Annotated in this window: 26 protein-coding genes; 7 read left to right on the top strand and 19 right to left on the bottom strand. The window is 72.7% G+C overall.

Annotated elements, in window-relative coordinates; genetic code table 11:
- Positions 1-66: 66 nt before the first annotated feature.
- From ACGFIA_RS26945 to ACGFIA_RS26935, 3 genes are all read right to left on the bottom strand, one after another.
- Entirely contained in the window at positions 67-480 is a 414-nt protein-coding gene (locus ACGFIA_RS26945; RefSeq protein WP_357386324.1) for a DUF5130 family protein, read from the bottom strand.
- Positions 467-751 carry a hypothetical protein gene (locus ACGFIA_RS26940; protein ID WP_357386386.1) on the bottom strand — a complete coding sequence of 95 codons (285 nt, stop codon included), beginning with the start codon at positions 749-751 and terminating at the stop codon, positions 467-469. The genes ACGFIA_RS26945 and ACGFIA_RS26940 overlap by 14 nt, the downstream gene beginning before the upstream one ends.
- Before the next feature lie 72 nt (positions 752-823).
- A complete protein-coding gene (locus tag ACGFIA_RS26935; RefSeq protein ID WP_357473233.1) occupies positions 824-2296 on the bottom strand; it encodes an amidase in 1473 nt (490 codons plus the stop codon).
- Between the two features lie 250 nt (positions 2297-2546).
- Between ACGFIA_RS26935 and ACGFIA_RS26930 the strand changes: the two genes are divergently transcribed.
- Positions 2547-3479 (top strand): alpha/beta hydrolase, encoded by a 933-nt coding sequence (locus ACGFIA_RS26930; RefSeq protein WP_357386320.1) that lies wholly within the window; start codon positions 2547-2549, stop codon positions 3477-3479.
- Between the two features lie 58 nt (positions 3480-3537).
- Here the strand turns inward: ACGFIA_RS26930 and ACGFIA_RS26925 are convergent, their stop codons facing one another.
- The 11 genes from ACGFIA_RS26925 to ACGFIA_RS26875 all read right to left on the bottom strand — a co-directional run bounded on the left by ACGFIA_RS26925 (position 3538) and on the right by ACGFIA_RS26875 (position 14310).
- Complete coding sequence (locus ACGFIA_RS26925; protein WP_357473239.1) at positions 3538-4533, bottom strand: amidohydrolase family protein; 996 nt, start codon at positions 4531-4533, stop codon at positions 3538-3540.
- Between the two features lie 3 nt (positions 4534-4536).
- Positions 4537-5061: a 3-hydroxyanthranilate 3,4-dioxygenase gene (locus tag ACGFIA_RS26920; RefSeq protein WP_013288058.1), complete on the bottom strand. Its 525-nt coding sequence runs from the start codon at positions 5059-5061 to the stop codon at positions 4537-4539.
- Complete coding sequence (locus ACGFIA_RS26915) at positions 5054-5515, bottom strand: RidA family protein (protein ID WP_357386315.1); 462 nt, start codon at positions 5513-5515, stop codon at positions 5054-5056. The genes ACGFIA_RS26920 and ACGFIA_RS26915 overlap by 8 nt, the downstream gene beginning before the upstream one ends.
- A 20-nt stretch (positions 5516-5535) precedes the next feature.
- Positions 5536-6309, bottom strand: a complete 774-nt coding sequence (locus tag ACGFIA_RS26910) for a 4-oxalocrotonate decarboxylase (protein ID WP_357386313.1) — start codon at positions 6307-6309, stop codon at positions 5536-5538.
- The gene (gene dmpG / locus ACGFIA_RS26905; protein WP_357386311.1) at positions 6306-7361 is read right to left on the bottom strand and encodes a 4-hydroxy-2-oxovalerate aldolase; all 1056 of its coding nucleotides are present in this window, start codon (positions 7359-7361) and stop codon (positions 6306-6308) included. The genes ACGFIA_RS26910 and dmpG overlap by 4 nt, the downstream gene beginning before the upstream one ends.
- The gene (locus ACGFIA_RS26900) at positions 7358-8293 is read right to left on the bottom strand and encodes an acetaldehyde dehydrogenase (acetylating) (protein ID WP_354870887.1); all 936 of its coding nucleotides are present in this window, start codon (positions 8291-8293) and stop codon (positions 7358-7360) included. Before ACGFIA_RS26900 ends, dmpG begins: the two co-directional genes overlap by 4 nt.
- Before the next feature lie 76 nt (positions 8294-8369).
- On the bottom strand, positions 8370-9167 hold the full coding sequence (locus ACGFIA_RS26895; protein WP_357386309.1) for a fumarylacetoacetate hydrolase family protein: 798 nt from the start codon (positions 9165-9167) through the stop codon (positions 8370-8372).
- A gap of 136 nt (positions 9168-9303) precedes the next feature.
- Complete coding sequence (locus ACGFIA_RS26890; protein ID WP_357481113.1) at positions 9304-10785, bottom strand: 2-hydroxymuconic semialdehyde dehydrogenase; 1482 nt, start codon at positions 10783-10785, stop codon at positions 9304-9306.
- A gap of 20 nt (positions 10786-10805) precedes the next feature.
- The gene (locus tag ACGFIA_RS26885; protein WP_357473258.1) at positions 10806-12134 is read right to left on the bottom strand and encodes an NAD(P)/FAD-dependent oxidoreductase; all 1329 of its coding nucleotides are present in this window, start codon (positions 12132-12134) and stop codon (positions 10806-10808) included.
- The gene (gene kynU / locus ACGFIA_RS26880; RefSeq protein WP_357386305.1) at positions 12131-13411 is read right to left on the bottom strand and encodes a kynureninase; all 1281 of its coding nucleotides are present in this window, start codon (positions 13409-13411) and stop codon (positions 12131-12133) included. Before kynU ends, ACGFIA_RS26885 begins: the two co-directional genes overlap by 4 nt.
- A gap of 14 nt (positions 13412-13425) precedes the next feature.
- Complete coding sequence (locus ACGFIA_RS26875) at positions 13426-14310, bottom strand: tryptophan 2,3-dioxygenase family protein (RefSeq protein WP_357386303.1); 885 nt, start codon at positions 14308-14310, stop codon at positions 13426-13428.
- Positions 14311-14452: 142 nt separating this feature from the next.
- On the opposite strand from ACGFIA_RS26875, the gene ACGFIA_RS26870 reads away from it, so the two are divergent.
- From ACGFIA_RS26870 to ACGFIA_RS26860, 3 genes are all read left to right on the top strand, one after another.
- Positions 14453-14893, top strand: coding sequence for an Lrp/AsnC family transcriptional regulator (locus ACGFIA_RS26870; RefSeq protein WP_091423095.1), 441 nt, complete (start codon positions 14453-14455; stop codon positions 14891-14893).
- Between the two features lie 78 nt (positions 14894-14971).
- Positions 14972-15481 (top strand): hypothetical protein, encoded by a 510-nt coding sequence (locus ACGFIA_RS26865; protein WP_357386301.1) that lies wholly within the window; start codon positions 14972-14974, stop codon positions 15479-15481.
- A gap of 12 nt (positions 15482-15493) precedes the next feature.
- On the top strand, positions 15494-16357 hold the full coding sequence (locus tag ACGFIA_RS26860) for a class F sortase (protein WP_357386300.1): 864 nt from the start codon (positions 15494-15496) through the stop codon (positions 16355-16357).
- A gap of 7 nt (positions 16358-16364) precedes the next feature.
- On the opposite strand, the gene ACGFIA_RS26855 is transcribed toward ACGFIA_RS26860, so the two are convergent.
- Positions 16365-16904 (bottom strand): HNH endonuclease, encoded by a 540-nt coding sequence (locus ACGFIA_RS26855; RefSeq protein WP_357386298.1) that lies wholly within the window; start codon positions 16902-16904, stop codon positions 16365-16367.
- 252 nt (positions 16905-17156) lie between these two features.
- Here ACGFIA_RS26855 and ACGFIA_RS26850 point away from each other — a divergent pair, with 252 nt between their 5' ends.
- From ACGFIA_RS26850 to ACGFIA_RS26840, 3 genes are all read left to right on the top strand, one after another.
- Positions 17157-18185, top strand: coding sequence for a mechanosensitive ion channel family protein (locus ACGFIA_RS26850; protein WP_393262747.1), 1029 nt, complete (start codon positions 17157-17159; stop codon positions 18183-18185).
- A 235-nt stretch (positions 18186-18420) separates the two neighbouring features.
- Positions 18421-19794: an MFS transporter gene (locus ACGFIA_RS26845; protein ID WP_357386294.1), complete on the top strand. Its 1374-nt coding sequence runs from the start codon at positions 18421-18423 to the stop codon at positions 19792-19794.
- 78 nt (positions 19795-19872) lie between these two features.
- Positions 19873-20259: a globin gene (locus ACGFIA_RS26840; protein ID WP_357386382.1), complete on the top strand. Its 387-nt coding sequence runs from the start codon at positions 19873-19875 to the stop codon at positions 20257-20259.
- 7 nt (positions 20260-20266) lie between these two features.
- Here the strand turns inward: ACGFIA_RS26840 and ACGFIA_RS26835 are convergent, their stop codons facing one another.
- The 4 genes from ACGFIA_RS26835 to ettA all read right to left on the bottom strand — a co-directional run bounded on the left by ACGFIA_RS26835 (position 20267) and on the right by ettA (position 23754).
- Entirely contained in the window at positions 20267-20851 is a 585-nt protein-coding gene (locus tag ACGFIA_RS26835) for a YbjN domain-containing protein (protein ID WP_357386292.1), read from the bottom strand.
- Positions 20852-20982: 131 nt separating this feature from the next.
- Positions 20983-21645: a hypothetical protein gene (locus tag ACGFIA_RS26830; protein WP_357386290.1), complete on the bottom strand. Its 663-nt coding sequence runs from the start codon at positions 21643-21645 to the stop codon at positions 20983-20985.
- Positions 21642-22085, bottom strand: coding sequence for an acyl-CoA thioesterase (locus ACGFIA_RS26825; RefSeq protein ID WP_393262705.1), 444 nt, complete (start codon positions 22083-22085; stop codon positions 21642-21644). Before ACGFIA_RS26825 ends, ACGFIA_RS26830 begins: the two co-directional genes overlap by 4 nt.
- The gene (gene ettA / locus ACGFIA_RS26820; RefSeq protein WP_357386286.1) at positions 22078-23754 is read right to left on the bottom strand and encodes an energy-dependent translational throttle protein EttA; all 1677 of its coding nucleotides are present in this window, start codon (positions 23752-23754) and stop codon (positions 22078-22080) included. The genes ACGFIA_RS26825 and ettA overlap by 8 nt, the downstream gene beginning before the upstream one ends.
- Positions 23755-23855: the final 101 nt, after the last annotated feature.

Below are 23855 nucleotides of genomic sequence, written 5' to 3'. Positions count from 1 at the left end.
GGACCACGAGAAAGCCCGGCCCACGCGTACGCGGGCCGGGCTTCGTCGTGTGTGCGTGCGGGCGGATCAGCCCTTGCCGGCGTGGCTGGCGAGCTGGTCGAGGCCCTGGATGATGCCGCCGGCCAGGTCGCCGCCGCCGAAGGCGGCCACCATGGAGAGCGCGGCCAGCTTGGCGTACGTGTCCGGGATGCGCTTGCGCGCGTACTTGCCGGTGACGATCTCCAGCTGCCGCTGGTTGGGCGACACCGCGATCAGCACCGAGCGGTCCGGCTCGCCGAGCTGCCGGTGCAGCCGCTCGGCGTGTTCCCGGATCGGCTCGTCGAGGCCGCCGACGAACACCGAGAAGACCAGGCCGGTGCCCTGGTCGGCGAGGCGCAGCGCCTCGTCGATGCGGAGCAGCTGACGGGTCGAGAACGGTCCGTCCAGCACCGCGGGCGGGGTGCCCGTCCCCGTTGTGGGCCGCGCTTCACCAACGGTCACTTGCGCCTCCGGTTCCAGCGGCCGGTGCCTCCCGGCCGGCCTGCTCCTGCTTGCGGCTGGTCAACGCCGGCGCCTGCGCCCCGGCCGCGAGGGCCGTGCCGGCCGAGTCGGCCAGTTGCTCCGGACGGCTCAGGAACCAGACCGGAGTGAAGTCGAAGGGCCGGCCCGGCCGGTAGCGCTTGGCGCCGCCACCGTTGCCACGGCTGCCGGCGGCCGCCAGGGCGGCGATCAGCAGCACCGCGGCGACCGGGATGCCGACGAAGACCACCAACGTCTCGGTAACAGACAATCCCAACGCCCCCAGGCGGAAAGAGAGACCAGGAATGGCGGGTCGGTTGGCCGGTCAGGACCGGTCGCGCCCCACCTCACTTGTGATGTTCACGTTAGCGGAGTCGGCGGCCCGCCAGATTGCGGGGTGCTGATCCCATCCGTCACTCCAGTGCTCCAGCTGCGCGGCAGTGGCGAGCAGTGTCGCGTCGTCGCCGTAGCGACCGGTGAGCAGCACCCCCACCGGAAGCCCGTCGGCGGTCCGCCCGACCGGCAGGGAAACGGACGGATCGCCCGTGACGTTGAAGACCGCGCAGTATGGCGAGAAACGCCGCTGCCTGTCGAAGTCCTCTGCCGGTTCGAGGGCGGCGAACGCCCCCACCGGCGCCTGCGGGGCCGCGAGCGTCGGGCACAGCAGCAGGTCGCAGCCGGCGGTACGGCGTACGCCACGGCGTACCTGCGCCTGGAGTTCGCCGAGCGCGGCGATCAGCCGGGCCGCGCCGAGCGCCTCGCCGCGTTCGCGCAGGAACCGGGTCAGCGGCAGCAGGTCGCCCTCCCGCCCGGCCGGGACGGGGGTGACAGCCAGCGCGTACCAGACGGTCTCGAACAGCGGCCACGCCTCGGGGCCGAGCGGCGCGGGGACGTCGACCACCTCGTGGCCGGCGTCGGCGAGCAGCGCGGAGGTCCGGTCGACGGCGGCTGCGCAGTCCGGGTGGACCGGTTCGTCGGCGAGCATCGGCGTGGTGAAGCGGCCGACGCGCAGCCGGCCGGGGCCGGCGGAGCGGGCGGCGCGGGTGACGCCGAGGTACCCGCCGGCGGGCGCGGCCGGCGGCAGGTACGGCTCGCCGGGCACCGGCCGCGCGAGCACGTCGAGCAGCGCGGCCACGTCGGCGACGGTACGGCCGATCGGCCCGTTCACCGGCAGCCCGAAGCCGCCGAAGCCGAGCGGTCCGCCGGAGACCATGCCCCGGCTCGGTTTGTAGCCGACCAGTCCGCAGAGCGCGGCCGGGATGCGCAGCGAGCCCCCGCCGTCGGAGCCCTGCGCCACCGGGACCAGCCCGGCGGCGACAGCTGCCGCCGCGCCGCCGCTGGATCCGCCGGCCGTGTACGCGAGGTCCCACGGGTTGCGGGCCGGTGGCGCCACCAATCCCTCGGAGTAGAGCGAGCAGCCGAGTTCGGAGGTGGTGGTCTTGCCGAGGCTGACCAGGCCGGCGTCGGCCAGGAGGCGGACCACGTCGGCGTCGACGGGTGGGACGAAGTCGGCGAAGGCGGCCGAGCCGAAGGTGGTGCGTACCCCGGCGGTGAGCGTCAGGTCCTTGATCGCGGTCGGCACCCCGTGCAGGGGGCCGCGTTCCTCCGCCGCCACCGCGTCGGCGGCGCGGGCGGCGGTCCGGGCCCGCTCGGCGGTGACGGTGACGAACGCGCCGACAGTGTCGCCGAGCGCCTCGACCCGGCGCAGGTGGTGCTCGACCAGTTCCAGGCTGGACAGCTCGCCCCGGCGGATCGCGGCGGCCTGTTCCAGCGCGGTCAGGTCGTGCGGCTCGGCCATGCCGCCCATCCTGCCGGTCCGGCGGCCGGACGACCGGGCGACACGTCCGACCGGCGGTGGCCGGTCCGTATCCGGGTGATCCGACCGGCGGTGGCCGGTCCGTATCCGGGTGATCCGACCGGCGGTGGCCGGCCCATATCCGGGTGACATGACCGGTTCGGGATGGTCCGCCGGGCGGGTGGGGCGCGCAGGATGTGCAAATCGACGTACCTCGATTGAAGGCTGCCCCGACCACCCCGAGGAGCACCCCGTGCACCACGCACCCGGCACACCGGCCCGCCCGTCCCGGCTCCCGCGCGCCCTGCGCCCCCTGCTCGCCCTCGCCCTGACCGCCGCCGGCCTCGCCGCCCTGCCGGTGGCACCGGCCGGAGCCGGCGACGGCGGGCCGGCCGCGGCGCTCGCCGCGAACCCCTACGAGCGCGGTCCCGCGCCCACCACCGCGTCGATCGAGGCCACCCGCGGCCCGTTCGCGATCGCCCAGACCACCGTCTCCGCGTCGAGCGTCAGCGGCTTCCGCGGCGGCACCATCTACTACCCGACAAGCACCGCCGAGGGCACCTTCGGCGCGGTCGCCGTCTCCCCCGGCTTCACCGCCAGCCAGTCGGCGGTGTCCTGGCTCGGGCCCCGGCTGGCCTCACAGGGCTTCGTGGTCATCACCATCGACACCCTCTCCGTCTACGACCAGCCGGCCAGCCGCGGCACCCAACTCCTGGCCGCCCTGGACTACCTGACGAACACCAGCGCGGTGCGTACCCGGATCGACCGCAACCGGCTGGCGGTGATGGGGCACTCGATGGGCGGTGGCGGCAGCCTGTCGGCGGCGAACGCCCGGCCCGCGCTCCAGGCGGCGATCCCGCTGACCGGCTGGCACTCCACGAAGAACTGGTCGTCGGTACGCGTGCCGACGCTCGTCATCGGCGCGGAGAACGACACGGTGGCACCGGTGTCGTCGCACTCGGAGCCGTTCTACACCAGCCTGCCGGCCACGCTGGACAAGGCGTACCTGGAGTTGAACGCGGCGAGCCACTCGGCGCCGACCTCGCCGAACGTGACTGTCGCGAAGTACAGCATCTCCTGGCTCAAGCGGTTCGTCGACGACGACACCCGCTACGAGCAGTTCCTCTGCCCGGCACCCCGGGGCACGGCCATCGAGGAGTACCGGGACACCTGCCCGCACTCCTGAGCAGCGCCGGGTGCGTCCGTCGACTCTAGGGCGACGACGGACGCACCCGCGCCGGTCTTCAGCGGCCGAGGAACCGCAGCGCGTTGCCGCCGAGCAGCGCGGCCCGCTGCGCGTCGGTGAGGAAGTCCGCCCGGTGCACCACCTGGCCGACCGGCCGCTCCCCCAGCGGGTACGGGTAGTCGCTGCCGAGCAGCACCCGCTCGGCGCCCATGGTGTCCACCAGCAGCCGCAGCGCGGCCGGTTCGAAGACCACCGAGTCGACGTGGAACCTGTCGACGTAGGAGCTGGGCGGTGCGCTCGACGCGCCGCGTACCAGGTCACCCCGGCGGTGCCAGGCGTTGTCGGCGCGGCCCAGCCAGAACGGGAAGCTGCCGCCGCCGTGCGCGAAGCAGATCCGCAGCGTCTCCGGCACCCGGTCGAACACGCCGCCGAGGATCAGTGCCAGCACCGACAGGTGCGTCTCGGCCGGCATCCCGGTCAGCCAGCGCGCCATCCACCGGTCCAGCCGGGGGCCGCCGGGCATGTCCCACGGGTGCACGAACACCGGCGCGCCCACCTCGGCGCAGTGGGTCAGGAACTGCACGATGCCCGCGTCGTCCAGGTCCCGGTCGCCGACGTGGTTACCGATCTCCACCCCGGCGTGCCCGGCCGCCAGGCAGCGGTCCAGCTCGGCGCAGGCCGCGTCCGCGTCCTGCAACGGCACCTGGCAGAACGGCACCAGCCGGTCGCCGCCGGCGGCGGTGACCTCCAGCGTGAGGTCGTTGAAGATCCGGGCCACCTTGACCGCCTGGTCGGCCGGGCGGTCGTAGCTGAAGAAGACCGGGGTGGGCGAGACGACCTGCACGTCCACGCCGTCGGCGTCCATGTCGGCGAGCCGGGTCGGCGCGTCCCAGCACTGCCCGCCGATCGGGCGGAACTCCGTCTCCCCCACCATGATCATGGCGGCGCGCTCGGAGTCCACCCGCAACCAGGGCCACCCGGACCCGCCGCACGCCGCGGCGAGGTCCGGCCACCCCTTCGGTACGACGTGCGTGTGCACGTCCACGACCGGCACGCGTCAGCCCTTGCCCGGGTGCAGCGCGCCGCAGTTGTCGCAGGTGCGGGCCTTCTCGTCGGCGTAGAACGCGGCGAAGACCGGGGGCAGGTCGGCGGCGATGTCGCGGACCTGCAACTCCACCTCGTGCACCTTGTGGTGGCACTCGCCGCAGTACCACTGGAACTTCTCCAGCGTGCCCTCCTCGCGGACCCGCTCGATCACCATGCCGATCGAGCCGGCCTCGGGGCGCTGCGGCGAGTGCGGGGTGTTGCGCGGCAGCATCCACATCTGCCCCTCGCGCACGTGCACCGTACGCGGGCCCTCGGGCAGCATCAGGTTGATGTGCATGTTGCCCTTGACCTGGTAGAAGAACTCCTCGTACGGGTCGACGTGGAAGTCCGTGCGCTGGTTCGGGCCGCCGACCACCATGACGATGAAGTCGTCGCTGCCGGGCAGCATCTCCTTGTTGCCCACCGGGGGCTTGAGCAGGTGCTGGTTCTCGCCGATCCAGCCGGAGAAGCTGAACGGCTCGGCGATCTCACTCATGGGAACCTCCCGACGGAAGTAGGGCGACTGCCTGCATCTCGATCAGCAGATGCGGATGCGGAAGCTGGTGCACGGCGACTGTGGTCCGGGTCGGGCCGGTGGCGTCGAAGAACTCCGCCCACACCTCGTTGTAGCCGCCGAAGTCGTTCATGTTGACCAGGTAGCTGGTGACCTGCACCAGGTCGCTCAGGTCGGCGCCGACCGAGCGGAGCAGGTCGCGGATGTTCTCCACCACGGCCCGGGTCTGCTCCCGGATGTCCAGGTCGGTGGTGCCGAACTCGTCCACCGACACCCCGGCGAACGTGTTGTCCGGCCGGCGCGACGACGTGCCGGACACGTAGACGAACCCACCGGCCACCTTGACGTGCGGGAACGCGCCCCGCGGCACGGCCTTCCCGGCCACCACCCGGGCCGTCGCCGGGCCGCTTTCCGTTCCCGACTGCGGGGCTCGCAAACCCGGCTCACTCCTCGCGCTCACGAGAGTGCCTTCAGGGAGGCGGACCCGAGCTTCTCCACAGTGGCGCGGACGTGCGCGCCGGGGCGCAGCGGCACCGCGGCGGTGGCCGCGCCGGCCAGGAACACCCAGCCCTTGCGCAGCCGGACGCCGTGCCGGCCGGCCAGCCGCAGCCCCTCGTCCAACGCGCGACGCGGGTCGCCGAGGATGGCGGCGGTCGAGCCGACCTGTGCCACCCGCCCGTCGATCTCCAGCAGCACGCCGAGGTTGTCCAGCCCGTCCGGCACCGGCGACCACGGCCCGACCACGAACGCGGCGGCCGAGGTGTTGTCGGCGACCACGTCCGGCAGCGAGAAGGTGAAGTTCGCGTACCGGGAGTCGATCAGCTCGATCGCCGGGGCGACGGCGCGCACGGCCCGGGTGAACGAGCCGACCGGTTCGCCCGGGTCGGGCAGCCGGTCCAGCAGGAACGCCACCTCCGGCTCGACCCGGGGATGGATGAAGTCGCCGACGTCGACGCTGCCGCCGTCCGGCACCCGCATCACGTCGGTCAGCCGGCCCCAGATCACCTCGTCCACACCGACCTGGGCCATCTTGGCCTTGCTGGTCAGCCCCATCTTGAGCCCGACCAGCCGCTCACCCCGGTCGAGGCGGCGCTTCACCAGCGCGGTCTGCACCGCGTACGCGGCGTCGACGTCGAGGCCGGTCTCGGCGGCGAGCTGCGGGATCGCGGTGGCGTCGTCAGCCGCCGCGCCCAGCTTCTCCGCGATGCCTGCGATGTCCGGCCCGATCATGGGTTCTCCTTGCTCGCCAGGTCCAGTGCCACGTCCACGATCATGTCCTCCTGGCCGCCGACCATCCGGCGACGGCCCAGCTCGACCAGGATCGAGCGGACGTCCACGCCGTACTTGGCCGAGGCCCGTTCGGCGTGGCGCAGGAAGCTTGAGTAGACGCCCGCGTACCCCAGGGAGAGCGTCTCCCGGTCGACCTGGACCGGCCGGTCCTGCAACGGGCGGACCAGGTCGTCGGCGGCGTCCATCAGCGCGAACACGTCGCAGCCGTGCTTCCAGCCGTGCAGCTCGGCGACCGCGACGAAGACCTCCAGCGGCGCGTTGCCCGCGCCCGCGCCCATGCCGGCGAGCGACGCGTCCACCCGGACGGTCCGCCCGGACGGCGAACCGAGCGGGCCGTCGCCGAGGATCCGGCCGTGCTCGACCGCCAGCACGCTGTTCGCCACACCCAGGGACAGGTTGTGGTGCGCGTGGATGCCGATCTGCGTCTGGGGTTCCAGCACCTGCCGGTACGCGTCGACGCGCTGCGCCACGTCCGACATCAGCAGCCGCCCGCCGGAGTCGGTGACGTAGACGCAGTGCGCGCCGTACGACTCCATGAGCTTCGCCTGCGCGGCCAGCCCGGCCGGGTCGTTGAGGTGCGACATCATCAGGAACCCGGAGACGTCCATGTCGTTCTCCCGGGCCCAGGCGATGTGCTGGGCCGAGATGTCCGCCTCGGTGCAGTGCGTGGCGATCCGTACGCTGGTCACGCCGAGCGCCTTCGCCGCCTTCAGGTCGGCGATGGTGCCGATGCCCGGCAGCAGCAGCGTGGTGAGCCGCGCGGTGGTGAGCACCTCGGCGGCGGCGGCGATCCAGTCCGCGTCGGCGGCGGCGCCGTGCCCGTAGTTGACGCTGGAACCGGCCAGGCCGTCGCCGTGGGCCACCTCGACCGCCGCCACGCCGGCCGCGTCGAGCGCGGCGGCGATGGTACGCACCTGGTCGACCGTGTAGCGGTGGCCGATGGCGTGCATGCCGTCGCGCAGCGTCACGTCCTGGATGTAGAGATCGGTCATCGCGCACTCACCTCCGTCGCGCGCAGCGCCACCAGCCGCTCCGCGGTACGCAGCGCTGCCGACGTCATGATGTCCAGGTTCCCGGCGTACGCGGGCAGGTAGTGCCCGGCGCCGGAGACCTCCAGGAACACCGACACCTGGAGGCCGGTGAAGTGCCGGCCGAGCACCGGCGCGTACGTGTCGACCCGGTCGAACTGCACGTCCTGCTTGAGCCGGTAGCCGGGCACGTACTCCTGCACGGCCTTCACCATGTCGGCCACCGAGGCGGCGATCGCGCCCCGGTCGGCGTCGGCGTCCGGGCACAGGCAGTAGACCGTGTCGCGCATGAGCAGCGGCGGGTCGGCCGGGTTCAGCACGATGATGGCCTTGCCGCGCTCGGCGCCGCCGACCACCTCGATGGCGCGGGCGGTGGTCTCGGTGAACTCGTCGATGTTGGCCCGGGTGCCCGGACCGGCCGACTTCGAGGCGATCGAGGCGACGATCTCGCCGTACGCGACAGGGGTGACCCGGCCGACCGCGTGCACGATCGGCACCGTCGCCTGCCCGCCGCAGGTCACCATGTTGACGTTCGGCTCGCCCAGGTGCTCGTCGAGGTTCACCGGCGGCACCACGTACGGGCCGATCGCGGCCGGGGTCAGGTCGACCACCGTGCGGCCGTGTGCCCGCAGCACCTCGTCGTGCCGCTTGTGCGCGCCCGCCGAGGTGGCGTCGAAGACCAGCTGGACGTCGGCGAACTCGGGCAGCGCGACGAGGCCGTCGACGCCCTCGGCGGTGGTGGTCACGCCGAGCCGGCGGGCCCGGGCCAGACCGTCCGAGGCCGGGTCGATGCCGGCCATCGCCACCATGCGCAGGCTCTCACTGAGCCGCAGCACCTTGATCATCAGGTCGGTGCCGATGTTGCCCGACCCGAGCACCGCCACTCCGACGCTCATGCCGGCCCTCCGCTGCGCTGCGTGCCGCCATGAGGCTCGACGGCCCTGTATCGATGATTCGCTCGCTGGCGCTCGCTCATGAGCTGGTCTCCTTCGAGAAACAGGTACGCACCGAACCGAGCCCGGAGATGCGCGCCTCGTAAGCGGCGCCGGGCGTGACCGGCACCATCGGGCCGAGCGCGCCGGAGAGCACCACGTCACCGGCCTTGAGCGGGTCGCCCGCCCGGGCCATGGTCGCGGCCAGCCACTGCAACGCGTGCAGCGGATTGCCCAGGCAGGCCGCGCCCGCGCCGACCGAGACCGGCTCACCGGCGTGCTCCAGCACCATGCCGCACAGCCGCAGGTCCACGTCGGCGAGCCGCCGGGGCGCGGTGCCGAGCACGAACAGCCCGCTGGAGGCGTTGTCCGCCACCGTGTCCACGATGGAGATGTCCCAGTCGGCGATCCGCGAGTCGACGATCTCGATGGCCGGCAGCACGTGGTCCACCGACCGGATCAGGTCGACAGTGGTGACCCGCTCGTCCGGCAGGTCCGCGCCGAGCACGAAGGCGATCTCCGCCTCCACCCGTGGCTGGAGCAGCCGCCCGATCGGCACCTCGACGCCGTCACCGACGGCCATGTCGTCGAAGAGCACCCCGAAGTCGGGCTGGAAGACGCCGAAGCTCTCCTGCACGGTCCGCGACGTCAGGCCGATCTTCGCGCCGACGCGGCGGTGCCCCTTGCCCAGCCGCTGCCGGGTGTAGACCTGCTGCACCTGGTACGCGGCCTCGATGTCGCCCTCGGGCAGCAGCCGGCCGCGCAGCGGCGGGCAGGGCTTCCCCTCCTGCCGGGCCACTGCGAGTTCCCGGTTGGCGGCCTCGATGTCCACGGTCATGGCGGCTCCTCGCTTACGTCGCTGCGGATTCCGGCCATTCTGCCCACCACGCGCGCCCGCGCCAGTCCGCGCGCTCATGCTGGGCCACCCTTCGTTCGCGACTGCGGGGCTCGCAACACCGGCTCACTCCTCGCGCTCACGTCAAATCCACGCAGACATTCGTCAGTTCGGAGTAGAAGTCGAGCGAGTGCACGCCGCCCTCGCGGCCGACACCCGACGCCTTCACCCCGCCGAACGGGGTGCGCAGGTCGCGCAGGAACCAGGTGTTCACCCAGACGATGCCGGCGTCGAGCCGGGCACCGGCCCGGTGCGCCCGGCCCACGTCCCGCGTCCACACCGTCGCCGCCAGGCCGTACGCGGTGCCGTTTGCGAGCGCGAACGCCTCGTCCTCGTCGTCGAACGGCGCGACGTGCACCACCGGGCCGAAGATCTCCTCCTGGTTGGTGCGGGCGTCCGGGCCGAGCCCGGTGAGCACCGTCGGCTGCACGTACGCCCCGCCGTCGCGGGCGTCGCCGAAGCGCGGCACGCCGCCCCCGGCACGCACCTCGGCGCCCTCCGTACGGGCCAGCGCGTAGTGGCCGAGCACCTTGTCCCGGTGACCGTGCGAGATGAGCGGCATGTTCGCCGTCGCCTCGTCGTCCGGCCAGCCGTACGCCAGCTCGTCGGCGCGCTTGGCCAGGCGGGCGGTGAACTCCTCGAACACCGGCCGCTGCACGTAGACGCGCTCGGTGCACAGGCACACCTGGCCGCCGTTCGTGAAACTGGACCGCACCGAACCGGCGACCGCCGCGTCCAGGTCGGCGTCGGCGAAGACCAGGCCGGCGTTCTTGCCGCCCAGCTCGAAGCTGACCGCCTTCACCCCGTCGGCGGCGGCGCGCATGATCGCGCTGCCGGTCGCCGACTCGCCGGTGAACGTGATCGCGTCCACCCCCGCGTGCCGGGTCAGGTGCTCACCGGCCGAGCCGGGTCCGAAACCGTGCACCAGGTTGAACACGCCCTCCGGCACGCCCGCCGCGGCCATCACCTCGGCCAGCAGCGTGGCCGAGGCGGGGGTCTCCTCGCTGGGCTTGACCACCACGGCGTTGCCGCAGGCCAGGGCCGGGGCGACCTTCCAGGTGAGCAGCAGCAGCGGCAGGTTCCACGGCACGATGACCGCCACCACGCCGACCGGCTTACGGACCGCGTAGTTGAGCGCCCGCCCACCGGTCGGTGTGACGGTGGTGAACGACTCGGTGGGCGCGGTCGCCACGATCTCCGCGAACGCCCGGAAGTTGGCAGCTCCGCGCGGGATGTCGAGCGTACGGGCCTGCGAGATGGACTTGCCGGTGTCCGCCACCTCGGCGGCGACCAGGTCGTCGAAGCGCCGTTCCAGCTCGTCGGCGACCCGGCGGAGCACCTCCGCGCGTTCCCGCTCGCCCATCCGGCCCCACGGGCCGCGCAGCGCCGCCCGTGCCGCGGCGACCGCGTCGTCCACAGTCGACTGCGACGCCTCGACCACCTCGAACACCGGCTCGCCGGTGACCGGGCTGCGCTTGGTGAACCGGGAGCCGGCGTCGACGAACTCGCCGCCGACGAAGTTGCGCAGCAGGCCGGGGCCGTCCGGCGCGTGCCCGGTCATCAGCCGGGGATCCCAGAGCGTCATCGCCGCCGTCCCAGGGCCGCGCGGACACCACCGGCCAGCAGCGCCAGCGCGCCGGCCGCCACCGCGCCGACCACCGCGTACTGCGCGCGCACCCGGCGGCGCACCTGCGCGTACGGGGTGGTGGAGAAGGAGACCAGCTCGTACTGGGAGACGTAGCGGCCGGGGAGCGCCCGCTCCAGGGCGTGCTCGACCTGCTTGCGGGTGCGGAACACCGGCGAGGCGACCTTGTCCCGCATCTCCACGAAGTTCGCCAGCGCCATCCGGGCGATCGCCTCCGCGTTGTCCTGGCGGCGGTGCTGGAACAGCGGCAGCGCGGCGGTCCACTCGTCGTCGCACTCGTCCAGGCAGCGGTCCAGCTCGACCACGTCCTCGAACGCGCAGTTCGCGCCCTGGCCGTAGAACGGCACGATGGCGTGCGCGGCGTCGCCGATCAGGCCGACCTTGCCGGCTACCTGCCACGGCGTGCAGCGCACCGTGCCGAGCACACCGACCGGGTTGTGCTGGTAGTCGTCGACCAGGTTCGGCGCGAGCGGGACCAGGTCCGGGTAGTGGGTGGCGAAGAACTGCTCGATCGCGGCCGGGCTGCTCAGCGACGCGAAGCTGCGGGTGCCGTGGGTGGGCCAGAACAGCGTGCAGGTGAAGGAGCGGTCCGGGTTCGGCAGCGCGATCATCATCGAGGTGCCGCGCGGCCAGATGTGCAGCGCGCCCGGGTCGAGCGCGAACTCCCCGCCCAGCGGCGGGATGGTCAGCTCCTTGTAGCCGTAGTCGAGGAAGTCCAGGCTCTCGGTCAGGCCGCCGTACGCGAGCAGCTGCCCGCGCACCGCGGAGCCGGCGCCGTCGGCGCCGAGGACGACCGAGGCGGTGGCGGTGACCTTGCCCTGCGGCGTCTCGAACGTCATCTCGCCGCCGAGCGGGTCGAGGCCGACCAGCCGGTGGTCGAACGCGACGCGCACGTTCGGCAGCGCGGCGGCGGCGTCGAGCAGCGCGTTGTTCAGCGCGCCCCGGCTGATCGAATTGATCGCCCGGTCCCCGGAGCCGCTGTACGACTGGAACTCCGGCTCGCCCTCGACCGGGTGGATCATGCGGCCGCGCATCGGCAGCGCGTCCGCCATCACCTCGTCCTCCAGGCCGATGCGGCGCAGCGCGTCCAGGCCGCGCTCGGACAGCGCCAGGTTGATCGACCGGCCCCGCTCGACCGTGCCGGTACGCGGGTCGGGCCGCCGCTCGTAGAGGGCCACCGGATAGCCGCGCCGGGCCAGGTAGCAGGCCAGCAGGCAGCCGGCCAGTCCGGCGCCGACCACAGCGATCTCGTCGCGCTCTCTCACGAGCCCTCCTTCTCGAACGTTGCCGCCAGCGCCTCGGCGACCCGCCAGCAGTCGTGGTACGTGGAGTACAGCGGCACCGGCGCGAACCGGACGATGTCCGGCTCCCGGGCGTCGGCGACCACGCCGTGCTCGTGCCGCAGCCGCTTGGTCAGCTCGTTGGCGCTACCGACGCCGATCCGCACCGAGAGCTGGCAACCGCGCCGGGCCGGGTCGCGCGGGGTGACCACGGTGAGCGGCCGGCCGGGCGTCACCTCGTCGAGCAGCTGCTCCAGCCAGGCGGTCAGCCGCAGGCTGCGCTCACGCAGCGCCGGCATGCCGACGGAGTCGAACAGCTCCAGCGAGGTACGCACCGGGCCCATCGCGAAGATCGGCGGGTTGGAGATCTGCCACGCCTCGACGGTGGCCGGGGGCCGGGACACCGGGGTCATCTCGAACCGGGTGGCCGCCTCGGTGCTCCACCAGCCCTCGAAGCGCTGGATGGACGGATCGCCGAGGTGCCGCTCGTGGACGAAGACGCCACCGAGCGCGCCCGGCCCGGAGTTGAGGTACTTGTACGAGCACCAGGCCGCGAAGTCGACGTCCCAGTCGTGCAGCGCCAGCGGCACGTTGCCGGCGGCGTGCGCCAGGTCCCAGCCGACCACCGCGCCCGCCGCGCGGCCGGCGGCGGTGATGGTGGGGATGTCCATCAGCTCGCCGGTCAGGTAGTTCACGCCGCCGAGCATCAGCAGCGCCACCGTGTGGCCCTCGCGGGCCAGGAAGTCCAGCACGTCCTCGGTGCCGAGCGTGTCGGAGCCGGGGCGCGGCTTGAGGCGTACGACAGTGGTGTCCGGGTCCAGGCCGTGGAAGCGGGCCTGGCTGCGCACCGCGTAGCTGTCCGAGGGGAACGCGCTGTCCTCGATGACGATGCGGGTGCGCTCGCCGGCCGGCCGGTAGAAGCTCACCATCAGCAGGTGCAGGTTGACGGTGAGGGAGTTCATCACCACGGTCTCGGCGGGCAGCGCGCCGACCAGCCGGGCGGCCGGTGCGGTCAGCAGCTCGTGGTACGGCAGCCAGGGCCGCTCCGACTCCAGGTGCCCCTCCACGCCCAGGCGCTGCCAGGCGTCCAGGTCGGCGAGCAGCTCGTCCCGGGTGGCCCGGGGCTGAAGGCCGAGCGAGTTGCCGGCGAGGTACGCCGTGTCGGGGTAGCGCCCGCCGTCGGCGGGCGGGATGTGGAACAGGTGCCGGTGGCCGGGGTCGGCGGCGTCGCGGCGGAGGGCTTCGTTCTCGGGGGTGTGCATGCTGTTCTCTCTCGTCACATCGCGGTGCGGGCCGACCACAGCTCCGGGAAGACCACCCGGGCCATGCTGCGCTGCAACCATGCCAGTCCGGCGGAACCGCCGCTGCCGACCTTGGCGCCCATGGTGCGCTGCACGGCCTTGACGTGGTTCCAGCGCCAGTCGCCGAACTCCTCGGCGATCTCGGTCAGCGCGTCGCCGAGCAGGCGCAGGTGGTTGTCCGGGCCGTTGTCGCCGTAGATGCGGACCCAGGCCGCCTCGATCGCCGGGTGCGCCTCGTGCTCGGCGTTCACGTCCCGCGACAGCAGTTCGGCCGGCACGTCGAAGCCCTTGCGGGCCAGCAGCGCCACCACCTCGTCCCAGAGGCTCGGCGTGGCCAGCGCGGCGGTCAGCTCGTCGTACACCTCGGTGTGCCGGCGGAACGGGCGGATCAGCGCCCGGTCGCGCAGGCCGAGCAGGAACTCCAGTTGCCGGTACATCGCGGACTGGAAGCCGGAGCCCTCGCCGAGCCGGTCGCGGAAGCGGTTGAAGTCGGCCGGGCTCATCCACCGCAGGCCGTGCCACGCGGCGTTGAGGCCCTCCAGGTGCAGGGCGGCGCGGCGCAGCGGGGGCAGCGCCTCCCAGATCCGGTCCTCGCGCAGCTCGCGCTTGGCGTGCCGCAGCTCGTGGCAGGTCAGGCCGAAGTACAGCTCCATGATCTGGCTGACCATCAGGAAGGACATCTCGCCCGGGTCGTCGCTGAGCGGCTCCTGGAGCCGGTGCAGCGTGCTGGCCCGCACGTACGCGTCGTACGGCACGCGGTCGGCGAACTCCAGGGTCGGCTCGCCGCCGTTGCGCGCCGCCCGAGCCGCCCGTTCCTGCGGGGTTACCGGGCGCACCGCCGTCGTCTGTTCCACAGTCATTCTCCGTCCGTGCGCGGGGTAGACGTCATGATCCCGCTGGTGGGCGACCGAATGGAATGCCTGTTCAACGGCGGTATGGTGGTCTCACTTGGCGAACCGAAACCATCTCGCGTCGCCCTCTTTACGGAAGGAAGGTCCGCGCGTGGACGACATGGACTGGGCGCTGCTGCGCGAGCTCCAGGCCGACGCCCGGCTGTCGTACAGCGAGTTGTCCCGCCGGGTCCACCTGTCCCCGCCCGCGGTCGCCGAGCGGGTGCGGCGGCTGGAGGAATCCGGCGTGATCACCGGCTACCACGCCCACGTCGACCTCACCCGGGCCGGGCGCACGGTGCTCGCGCTGATCCGGATGTCCTGCTACGGCGCACGCTGCATCCTCAACGACCCCGACGTCGCGGGCTGGCCGGAGATCATGGAGATCCACCGGATCACCGGGGACGCGTGCAGCATGCTCAAGGTCGCCGCGACGAACATGGGCGAGTTCGAAGAGGTCATCGACCGCCTCGCGCCGTACGGGCAGCCGTCCAGCACGATGGTGCTCTCCACCCCGCTGGCCTGGCACCCGGTGGTCAAGGCGCCTCGTTAGCTTCCCCCACCTCCCGGGAACACAGCCGCCGCTGCCCGTCAGTGGTCCGGCGCACCGTCGCGCCGGGAGGGGGGAACCATGCGAGGGCTCGTGTCACATCGTGCGTTGTCGTCCCTGCTGGGCCTGCTCGGCCTGGTCGCGGCGTTCGTCCTGACCACCGCGCCGCCGGCCCGGGCCGGGGAGAGCGTGTTCATCGAGGTGACGCCGAACAGCGTCCAGGCCGGTTCCCGGGTCAACCTGCGGGCCGGCTGCGACAACAGCAACAACCGCCAGGCGCAGGTCACCTCGGACGCCTTCGGGCGGGTGACGCTGCGGCCGGACAACGGCTTCCTCACCGGCTCGGTCACAGTGCCCGGGAACAAGGCGCCCGGCGACTACCCGGTGAACCTGGACTGCTCCAACGGCAACACCGCCTCGACCATGCTCACCGTGCTCAACATGGCGCAGCCGAGCAAGGGGCCGGCGACCGGCGGCGGTGGCACCGCGGGCAGCCGGGGCACGGGCTCGCTGCTGCTGGTCGGCGGTCTGGTAGCGGTGGCAGTGGTGGCCGGTGTGAGCGCCCGCCGCAAGACCGGCGGCCGCGTCTGACGGGGTGCCGCGATGGCCCGCTCATCACGCCGCCGGGACCGTACCGGCCCGGCGGCGGACCGCACCGGCCGCCGCGCCGCCGCCCGCCGGTCGCGGGGGCGTACCGGACGGCTCCGGGCCGCGCTGCGGCTGACCGCCGGGGCCGCGCGCCGGTTCGCCCACATCGCCGGGCACGCGTTCTCGGCCAGCGTCGCCACGGCGGATCCGCAGTCCCGGCCGGTTCCGGCCCGCGCCGCCCGGACCACCACCCGCCGGTACGCCCCGAGCCGGCACCCGGGTGTCCCGGTGCTCGTGGTGGCGAGCGTGATGGCGCTGATCGTGGCCATGCTCGGCGTGGAACGGGTGACCGGGGTCAGCGTGCTGCCCGACCGGATCGTCGCCGGTCTGCGCCCGCCGCCGAAGAAGTTCCCGGTGCTGCCGGCCAGTCCGCCGACGGACCTGAGCATCGGGAAGCTGGACCTGCGCGCGCCGGTGCACCGGGTCGGCATCGCGCCGGACGGCAGCATCGCGGTGCCGGACGTGGAACGGGCCGGTGAGGTCGGCTGGTACGACCAGGGCCCCACCCCCGGCCAGTACGGCCCGGCGGTGCTCGTCGGCCACGTCGACACCACCACCGGGCCGGCCGTCTTCCACGGGCTGCGGGAACTCGACGACGGCGACCGGATCGAGGTGACCCGCCAGGACCGCTCGGTGGCGGTGTTCGAGGTGACCTCGATCGAGCGGTACGGCAAGGAGAAGCTGCCGGTGGAGGACGTCTACGGCGACTTCAGCCGGCCCGGCCTGCGGCTGATCACCTGCGGCGGGCGCTGGGTCGGCGGCGAGACCGGGTACGCGGACAACCTGGTGGTCTACGCCTCGCTGGTCAAGGCGCGCTGAGCGCCGGTCAGGCCGCCTCGGGCTCGGGCTCGCGCAGGTCGAGCCAGTCCGCCCAGCGCGGGTCGGGGGCGCGGTGCCCGAGCACCCGCCAGGCGGTCCCCTTGGGCGCGGCCGGCAGGTGGTGCAGCCGCCAGCCCAGCTCGGCCGGCGTCTTGTCGCCCTTCGTGTGGTTGCACCGGGCGCAGGCGGCGACCACGTTCTCCCAGGCGTGCCGGCCGCCCCGGCTGCGCGGGAACACATGGTCGATGGTCTCGGCCGGCCCCCGGCAGTACGCGCACCGCCACCCGTCGCGGGCGAACACGGCCCGCCGGGACAACCCGACATGGGTGCGGTACGGCACCCGGACGTAGCGGGTCAGGCGTACCACAGAGGGCACCGGTAACGCGTTGCGCGCACTGTGCAGGATGCCCTCGCCGTCGGCGACGCAGACCGCCTTGGCGGAGAGGACGAGGATCGCGGCACGACGCACCGACACGACGCACAGGGGCTCGTAGGTGGCGTTGAGAACGAGTGCACCGGAGCCCGCCGTGGGTCGTATGTCAGGCATCGCGCTCACCCTCCCGGTCCAGCCGCTCCCGCCGCCCGCGCGCCGGAACCGCCCGCGAACAGCGCGGAACAGCTCCGACGCCGGCTGGATCACCGACGTCCGTTGCGCCAATAGTCCCTGATCGCGCCCTCGATTGCACGTACTAATCCCGGCTTCCCCCGGGCAGCGGCACTTCGCCGTGGTGGCGATGTCCGCCGCCGCCCGCCCGTGCGGTACGAAAGCACTGTGAACGTCTCCGACCTGATCTCCGCCGTGGTGTCCGCCCTCTCCGACCGGCGCCCGGACTGCCAGGGCAGCAGCTCCTGCGAGTTCCTGTACCGGCTCACCGGCTCCGCCTGGTTCGCCGAGAGCAGCTACTGGGTCCTGCTGAAACCGCTGCGGGTCGCGTTGATCCTGGTGATCGCGGTGGCCGCCCGGTGGGCGCTGCACCGGACCATCAACCGGCTGGTGCGGACCACCACCGACGGCGCGGTGCCGACCATGCTCCGCCCGCTGCGCGAGCGGATCCCCAGCGCCACGCTGGACCCGAACCAGTTCGTGCCGGAGCGGCGGCGGCAGCGGGCCGAGGCGATCGGGTCGGTGCTGCGCAGCATGGTCACCGCGTTCGTCTTCGGCATCGCGCTGCTGATGGTGCTCAAGGAGTTCAGCTTCGACCTGGCCCCGCTGCTGGCCAGCGCGGGCATCGCCGGCGTGGCGCTCGGCTTCGGCGCGCAGAGCCTGGTCAAGGACCTCATCGCCGGCCTGTTCATGCTGATCGAGGACCAGTACGGCGTCGGCGACACGGTCGACCTGGGCGAGGCGACGGGCGTGGTCGAGGCGGTGGGGTTGCGGGTCACCACCGTCCGGGACGGCCGCGGCGTGCTCTGGTACATCCGCAACGGCGAGATCATCCGGGTCGGGAACAAGAGCCAGGGCTGGGCGCTGGTGGTGGTCGACCTGCCGATCGGGTTCGCCTCCACCGAGGAGGCCACCGCTGTGCTGCGTACCGCGGCGGCGTCGGTGGCGCTGGACCCGGAGCTGGCGCCGAAGATCGTCGAGGAGCCGGAGGTGCTCGGCGTCGAGCAGATCACCGTCGACGGCGCGGTGATCCGTACCGTCGTCAAGACCACCGCGGACGGCCAGTTCGCGGTCGGCCGCGAGCTGCGCCGCCGGCTCGCGGAGGCGCTGGAGAACTCGGGGATCGTCGCGCAGATCGCGGCCGCCCGGCTGTTCCCGGGCCTGCCGGTCCAGCCGCCGGCGCCGCCCGCCACCGAGGGCACGGGGACCGGCGGACCCACCTGAGTCGCCGGACGAGCCGGACAATTTCCGGGGGTCGCGCGCCGCGCGGCCCCTCGGGTATCGTCCGTTCGGTTCAGTCGGAGATGCGACGATCAATCCGTTCGCCCTAGCCAGTTGTCAGACGATCGGGCAGAATCCGGTGCACACGCTCCACCGGGGAGCGTGCTCGTGTCCTCGCTGATCGGTTGATCTGACGACGGTTCCCGGTCGGGCCATCACAAGTGGTCGACCAGGAACGATGGAGGCGACGGTGTCCGACGCGCGACCCGCCCAGGAGAGCCCGGCCACCTTTCGGGACGTCTTCGGCCAGTCGGAGTTCCGCGTCATCTTCGCCGCCAACACCCTCTCCTGGGTGGGTGACTACCTGGCCCGCGCCGCGGTCGCCGTGCTCGTGTTGCGCGAGACCGACTCGGTAGCGCTCTCCGCCGCCGCGTTCGCCGCCAGCTACCTTCCCTGGCTGGTCGGCGGCCCACTGCTCTCCGCGCTCGCCGAGCGGCACCACTACCGGCGGGTCATGGTGGTCTGCGACGTCCTCCGGATGGCGCTGATGGCGCTCGTCGCGATGCCCCGGATGCCGACCTGGTCGATCTTCGCGCTGATCTTCCTGGCCACGCTCGCGAACCCGCCCAGCCAGGCGGCGCGGTCGGCGCTGATGCCGCACATCCTGACCGGGGACCGGCTGGTCGTGGGCCTGTCCGCGTTGACCAGCGCCGGCCAGGCCGCCCAGGTCGTCGGCTACCTGATCGGCGCCACAGTGGCGGCGCTCAACCCGAACATCGCGCTGCTCGTCAACGCCGTCACCTTCGCCGTGTCGGCCGCGCTGGTCCGCTTCGGCATCCGCGAGCGGCCACCGGCGATGGCCGAGGTGCACCGCAGCCACCTGCTGCGGGAGACCGTCCAGGGCTTCCAGATCGTCTTCGACCGGCCGGTGCTGCGCGCCATCGCGGTGCTGGTGTTCAGCGCGATGCTCTTCTCGATCGTCCCCGAGGGGCTGGCCGCGGGCTGGGCCGCCGACCGCGCCGACGGCCGGATGAACACCGGCACCGCCCAAGGGCTGATCATGGCCGCCGTGCCGGTCGGCTACATCCTCGGCGGGCTGACCATCAGCCGGCTCGTCGGCCCGGCCCGGCGGCTGACGCTGATGCGACCGTTGATGATCATCGCGCCGGCGACGCTCGTACCCGCGCTGTTCAACCCGCCACCGACGGTGGTGGCGCTGCTCGCGGCCGGGTGCGGCTTCGCCGTCGCCGGCCTCGTCCCGATCGCCAACGGCCTGTTCGTGCAGGCGCTGCCGGACGGGTTCCGGGCCCGGGCGTTCGGCGTGATGGCCAGCGGCACACAGATCATCCAGGGTGCCGCGGTGCTGGCCACCGGCGCGCTCGCCGAGCGGTTCTCGGTTCCGGCGGTGGTCGGCGCCTGGAGCGCGGCCGGGGTGCTGATCATGACCGGGGCGGCGCTCGCCTGGCCCCGGCCACAGGTGATCAACGAGGCCATCGAGACCGCCCGCGCCGAGTCCTCGGCCGCCACCGGGGTCGCGCACGCGCACCCGCCCGGCCCGGCGCCGGGTGACCGCAACCGCGAACCCGGCCGGCACCGGCACGCGGTGACGTGATCCGCGCCGCCCGGCGGGCGGGCGCGGGTGCCGGGGCGCACCTGGCAGGATGGAAGCGTGACTTCCCCAGGCGAGTCGATGACCCTCTTCGAGGCGATCGGCGGCGAACCGGCCTTCCGCAAGCTGGTGGACGAGTTCTACGCCGGCGTCGCCGACGACCCGCTGCTGCGGCCGATGTACCCGGAGGAGGACCTCGGCCCGGCGGCGGACCGGCTGACCCTGTTCCTCATGCAGTACTGGGGCGGCCCGCACACCTACTCGGAGCAGCGCGGCCACCCGCGGCTGCGGATGCGCCACGCACCGTTCCGGATCGGCGCGGCCGAGCGGGACGCCTGGCTGCACCACATGCGCCGGGCGGTGGACACGCTCGACCTGCCGCCGCAGCTCGCCGCCGCGCTCTGGGACTACCTGGAGCGGGCCGCCTATTTCATGGTGAACGTGATGGAGGACCCGGCCGCGGGCTGAGCCCGGCTCAGAGCAGGGCACCCTCGTCGTGCAGCCAGTCGACGAACGTCACGGCGACCGCGGCGCCGCAGTCGAGCATCTCGACCAGCAGGGCGTCGTGTGCGCCGGCGCCGAGCGGGACCTGCAACTCGGCGTAGATCGGGAGCTGACCGCGTTCGGTCGGGTCGCCGATGTACGCCTTGCAGAAGCGCCGGGTGTGGTTCCACTCGTTCACCACGCGGTAGGCCCGGTCGGCCCAGTCCGGTGGGACCGTCGCGTGCGGGCGGGCCCGCATCACCAGGATCTCGTCCTCCGGACCCTCCAGCGCGACCAGCACCGCGTGCCGCTCCCACATGGCCAGCAGGTTGCCGTCCCCGTCGGCCAGATAGCGCACGTCGAGCAGGTCGAGCGCGTCGCAGACCCGGCTCAGGGTGACCGGCGCGACGGTGGCCGGCATGTCCGCGAGGGCCGGCCGCTCGGGTGGCGCCACGTCGTCGCCCGGAGGGCGGGGGGCCGGCGGCCCGACCCGGATGGTGTCATCCACTGTGGTCCCGCTTCGAGTCTCCGGCTCCCCGCCAACGGCGGGACCAGGGCGCCATGACCACCACGGCATCGCTCGCGCACCTCACTCCCCAGCGGATCCGGACGCCTACGGTGCGTTGGATCCGAGGATGGACGGTACCCGGACAGGCGGCGTGAGGCATCCCCCCAACGACCGCCCCAGGCCGGAAGGACGACATGGGGTCATCCTTTCGGATGACCTACCGTCGGCCTGAGTGCAAGATCGGCAACGGTCCGCGACCAGACCGCCCCGAACGGACCGACGAGCCCGACCCATCGGCCCGCACTGCGCACCTGAACGTCGTCCTCGCCGGTGCCGAGGAAACCCATCCGGACCAGGCCCTGCACCAGCCGCTGCGACACCTCCACCGGGGTGCGTGGCGCCTCGTCCGGGGTCACCACCACGGCGACGTGGTCCAGCAGCGCATCCCGGAGCACCCGCTGCCCGACCGCGCGGCCCGCCACGCCGTGCACGGCGGCCTCGCGCAGCGTCCCGGCCGCCGCCTCCGCGATCCGGCGCACCTCGGCGCCGGGCAGCGCCTCCACGGCCCGGCTCGCGGCCGGTGGAAGCTGCCACCGCCAGCCGTCGTCCCGGCGTACCGGAAGAGACGTCCCCCCGGCGGAGAGTTCGGCAAGCAGTTCCCCCGCCGCCACAGTGACGTCGGCGGGGGCAGTGCCGGGCACGGTACGGACCACGAGCACCCCCCACGGCAGACGCGCCCAGAGGGCGGTACGGCCCGTGTCCGGCACCGGCCGCAGCCGGACCACTGTGGCCGGGTCGAACCGGACCAGCCGGGCCAGGAAGGCCCCGGCGTCGGCCGTCCCGGTCAACCCGTGCCCGGTCATCCGGTCAGCCCCGGCGCGTAGCGGAGCAGGAACGCCCGCTCCTCCGGCGAGATCCGGCGCGGGCGCTGCGCCGTCAGGTCGAACGGCACCAGCAGCGACCGGGCGGTGCCGGCCAGCGTGTCGCCGTCGTACAGCTCGTACGCGACCGAGAAGGAGGCGGCCCGGATCTGGTCCACCCACAGCTCGATCCGCACCGCCGGCGCGGCCTCCGCGCTGGCCCGGCCCAGCGCGTAGTCGACCGGGCGCAGGTAGTCGACCTCGTGCCGGCGGATGACCACACCGTCGGCGAACGAGCCCACTCCCCACGCCCGGCCGCCGGCGAACATCATCGCCACCCGGGCCTCCTCGTAGAGCGTGAGGAAGCGGGCGTTGTTGACGTGGCCGTACGCGTCCAGGTCGGACCAGCGCAACGCGCAGTGGTAGACGAAGCGGTCAGTCACGGGTGAGCTTGCGGTAGGTCACCCGGTGCGGCCGGGCCGCCTCGGCGCCGAGCCGGTCGACCTTGTTCTTCTCGTACGCCTCGAAGTTGCCCTCGAACCAGAACCACTTGGCCGGGTTCTGGTCGTCGCCCTCCCAGGCCAGGATGTGCGTGGCGACCCGGTCCAGGAACATCCGGTCGTGGGAGATCACCACGGCGCAGCCGGGGAACTCCAGCAGCGCGTTCTCCAGGCTGGACAGCGTCTCCACGTCCAGGTCGTTCGTCGGCTCGTCGAGCAGGATCACGTTGCCGCCGATCTTGAGCGTCAGCGCCAGGTTGAGCCGGTTGCGCTCGCCGCCGGAGAGCACCTTCGTCGGCTTCTGCTGATCCGGGCCCTTGAAGCCGAACGCGGCGATGTACGCCCGGGACGGCATCTCGACCTTGCCCACCATGAGGTGGTCCAGCCCGTCGGAGACGACCTCCCAGACGGTCTTGTCGCCGTCCAGGCCCTGCCGGTTCTGGTCGACGTACGACAGCGAGACCGTCTCGCCGACCCGGACCGAGCCGCTTGTCGGCTGCTCCAGCCCGACGATGGTCTTGAACAGCGTGGTCTTGCCGACGCCGTTCGGGCCGATGATGCCGACGATGCCGTTGCGGGGCAGCGAGAACGACAGGTTGTCGATCAGCACCCGGTCACCGAACGCCTTGGTCAGGTTCTGCGCCTCGATGACCGTGTTGCCCAGGCGCGGGCCCGGCGGGATCTGGATCTCCTCGAAGTCCAGCTTCCGGGTCTTCTCCGCCTCGGCGGCCATCTCGTCGTAGCGGTCCAGACGGGCCTTGGACTTGGTCTGCCGCGCCTTGGCGTTCGAGCGGACCCACTCCAGTTCCTCGGAGAGGCGCTTCTTCATCTTGGCGTCGCGGCGGCCCTCGACGGAGAGCCGGGCGGCCTTCTTCTCCAGGTAGGTGGAGTAGTTGCCCTCGTACGGGTAGGCCCGGCCGCGGTCCAGCTCCAGGATCCAGTTGGCCACGTTGTCCAGGAAGTACCGGTCGTGGGTGATCGCCAGGACGGTGCCCGCGTACTTGGCCAGGTGCTGCTCCAGCCACTGCACGCTCTCCGCGTCCAGGTGGTTGGTGGGCTCGTCGAGCAGCAGCAGGTCCGGCGCCTCCAGCAGCAGCTTGCACAGCGCGACCCGGCGGCGCTCACCACCGGAGAGCTGGGTGACGTCGGCGTCCGGCGGCGGGCAGCGCAGCGCGTCCATGGCGAGTTCGAGCTTGGAGTCGATGTCCCACGCGTCGGCGGCGTCCAGCTCCTCCTGGAGCTTGCCCATCTCCTCCATCAGCTCGTCGGAGTAGTCGGTGGCCATCTGCTCGGCGATGGCGTTGAACCGCTCCAGCTTGGCCTTGGTCTCGGCGACCGCCTCCTCGACGTTGCCGAGGACCGTCTTCTCCTCGTTGAGCGGCGGCTCCTGGGCGAGCATGCCGACGGAGTAGCCGGGCATGAGCCGGGCCTCGCCGTTGCTCGGCCGGTCCAGCCCTGCCATGATCTTGAGGAGGCTGGACTTACCGGCGCCGTTCGGACCGACCACCCCGATCTTGACACCCGGCAGGAAGTTCAGCGTCACGTTGTCGAGCACGACCTTGTCGCCGTGCGCCTTGCGCGCCTTGTCCAGGACGTAGATGAACTGGGCCACGGTGCGGGCTACCTCCGTCGGTTGCGATCGCGGGCTTGTCGGGTGCGGGGCGCGGCGCCGATCTGCGCCAGCCGCCGCCGGCCGGGAGCCGGCCGCACGCC

It is taken from the genome of Micromonospora sp. NPDC049203, from assembly GCF_043197215.1.
Lineage (GTDB): Bacteria > Actinomycetota > Actinomycetes > Mycobacteriales > Micromonosporaceae > Micromonospora.
This window is presented reverse-complemented; position numbering and strand designations above follow the sequence as displayed.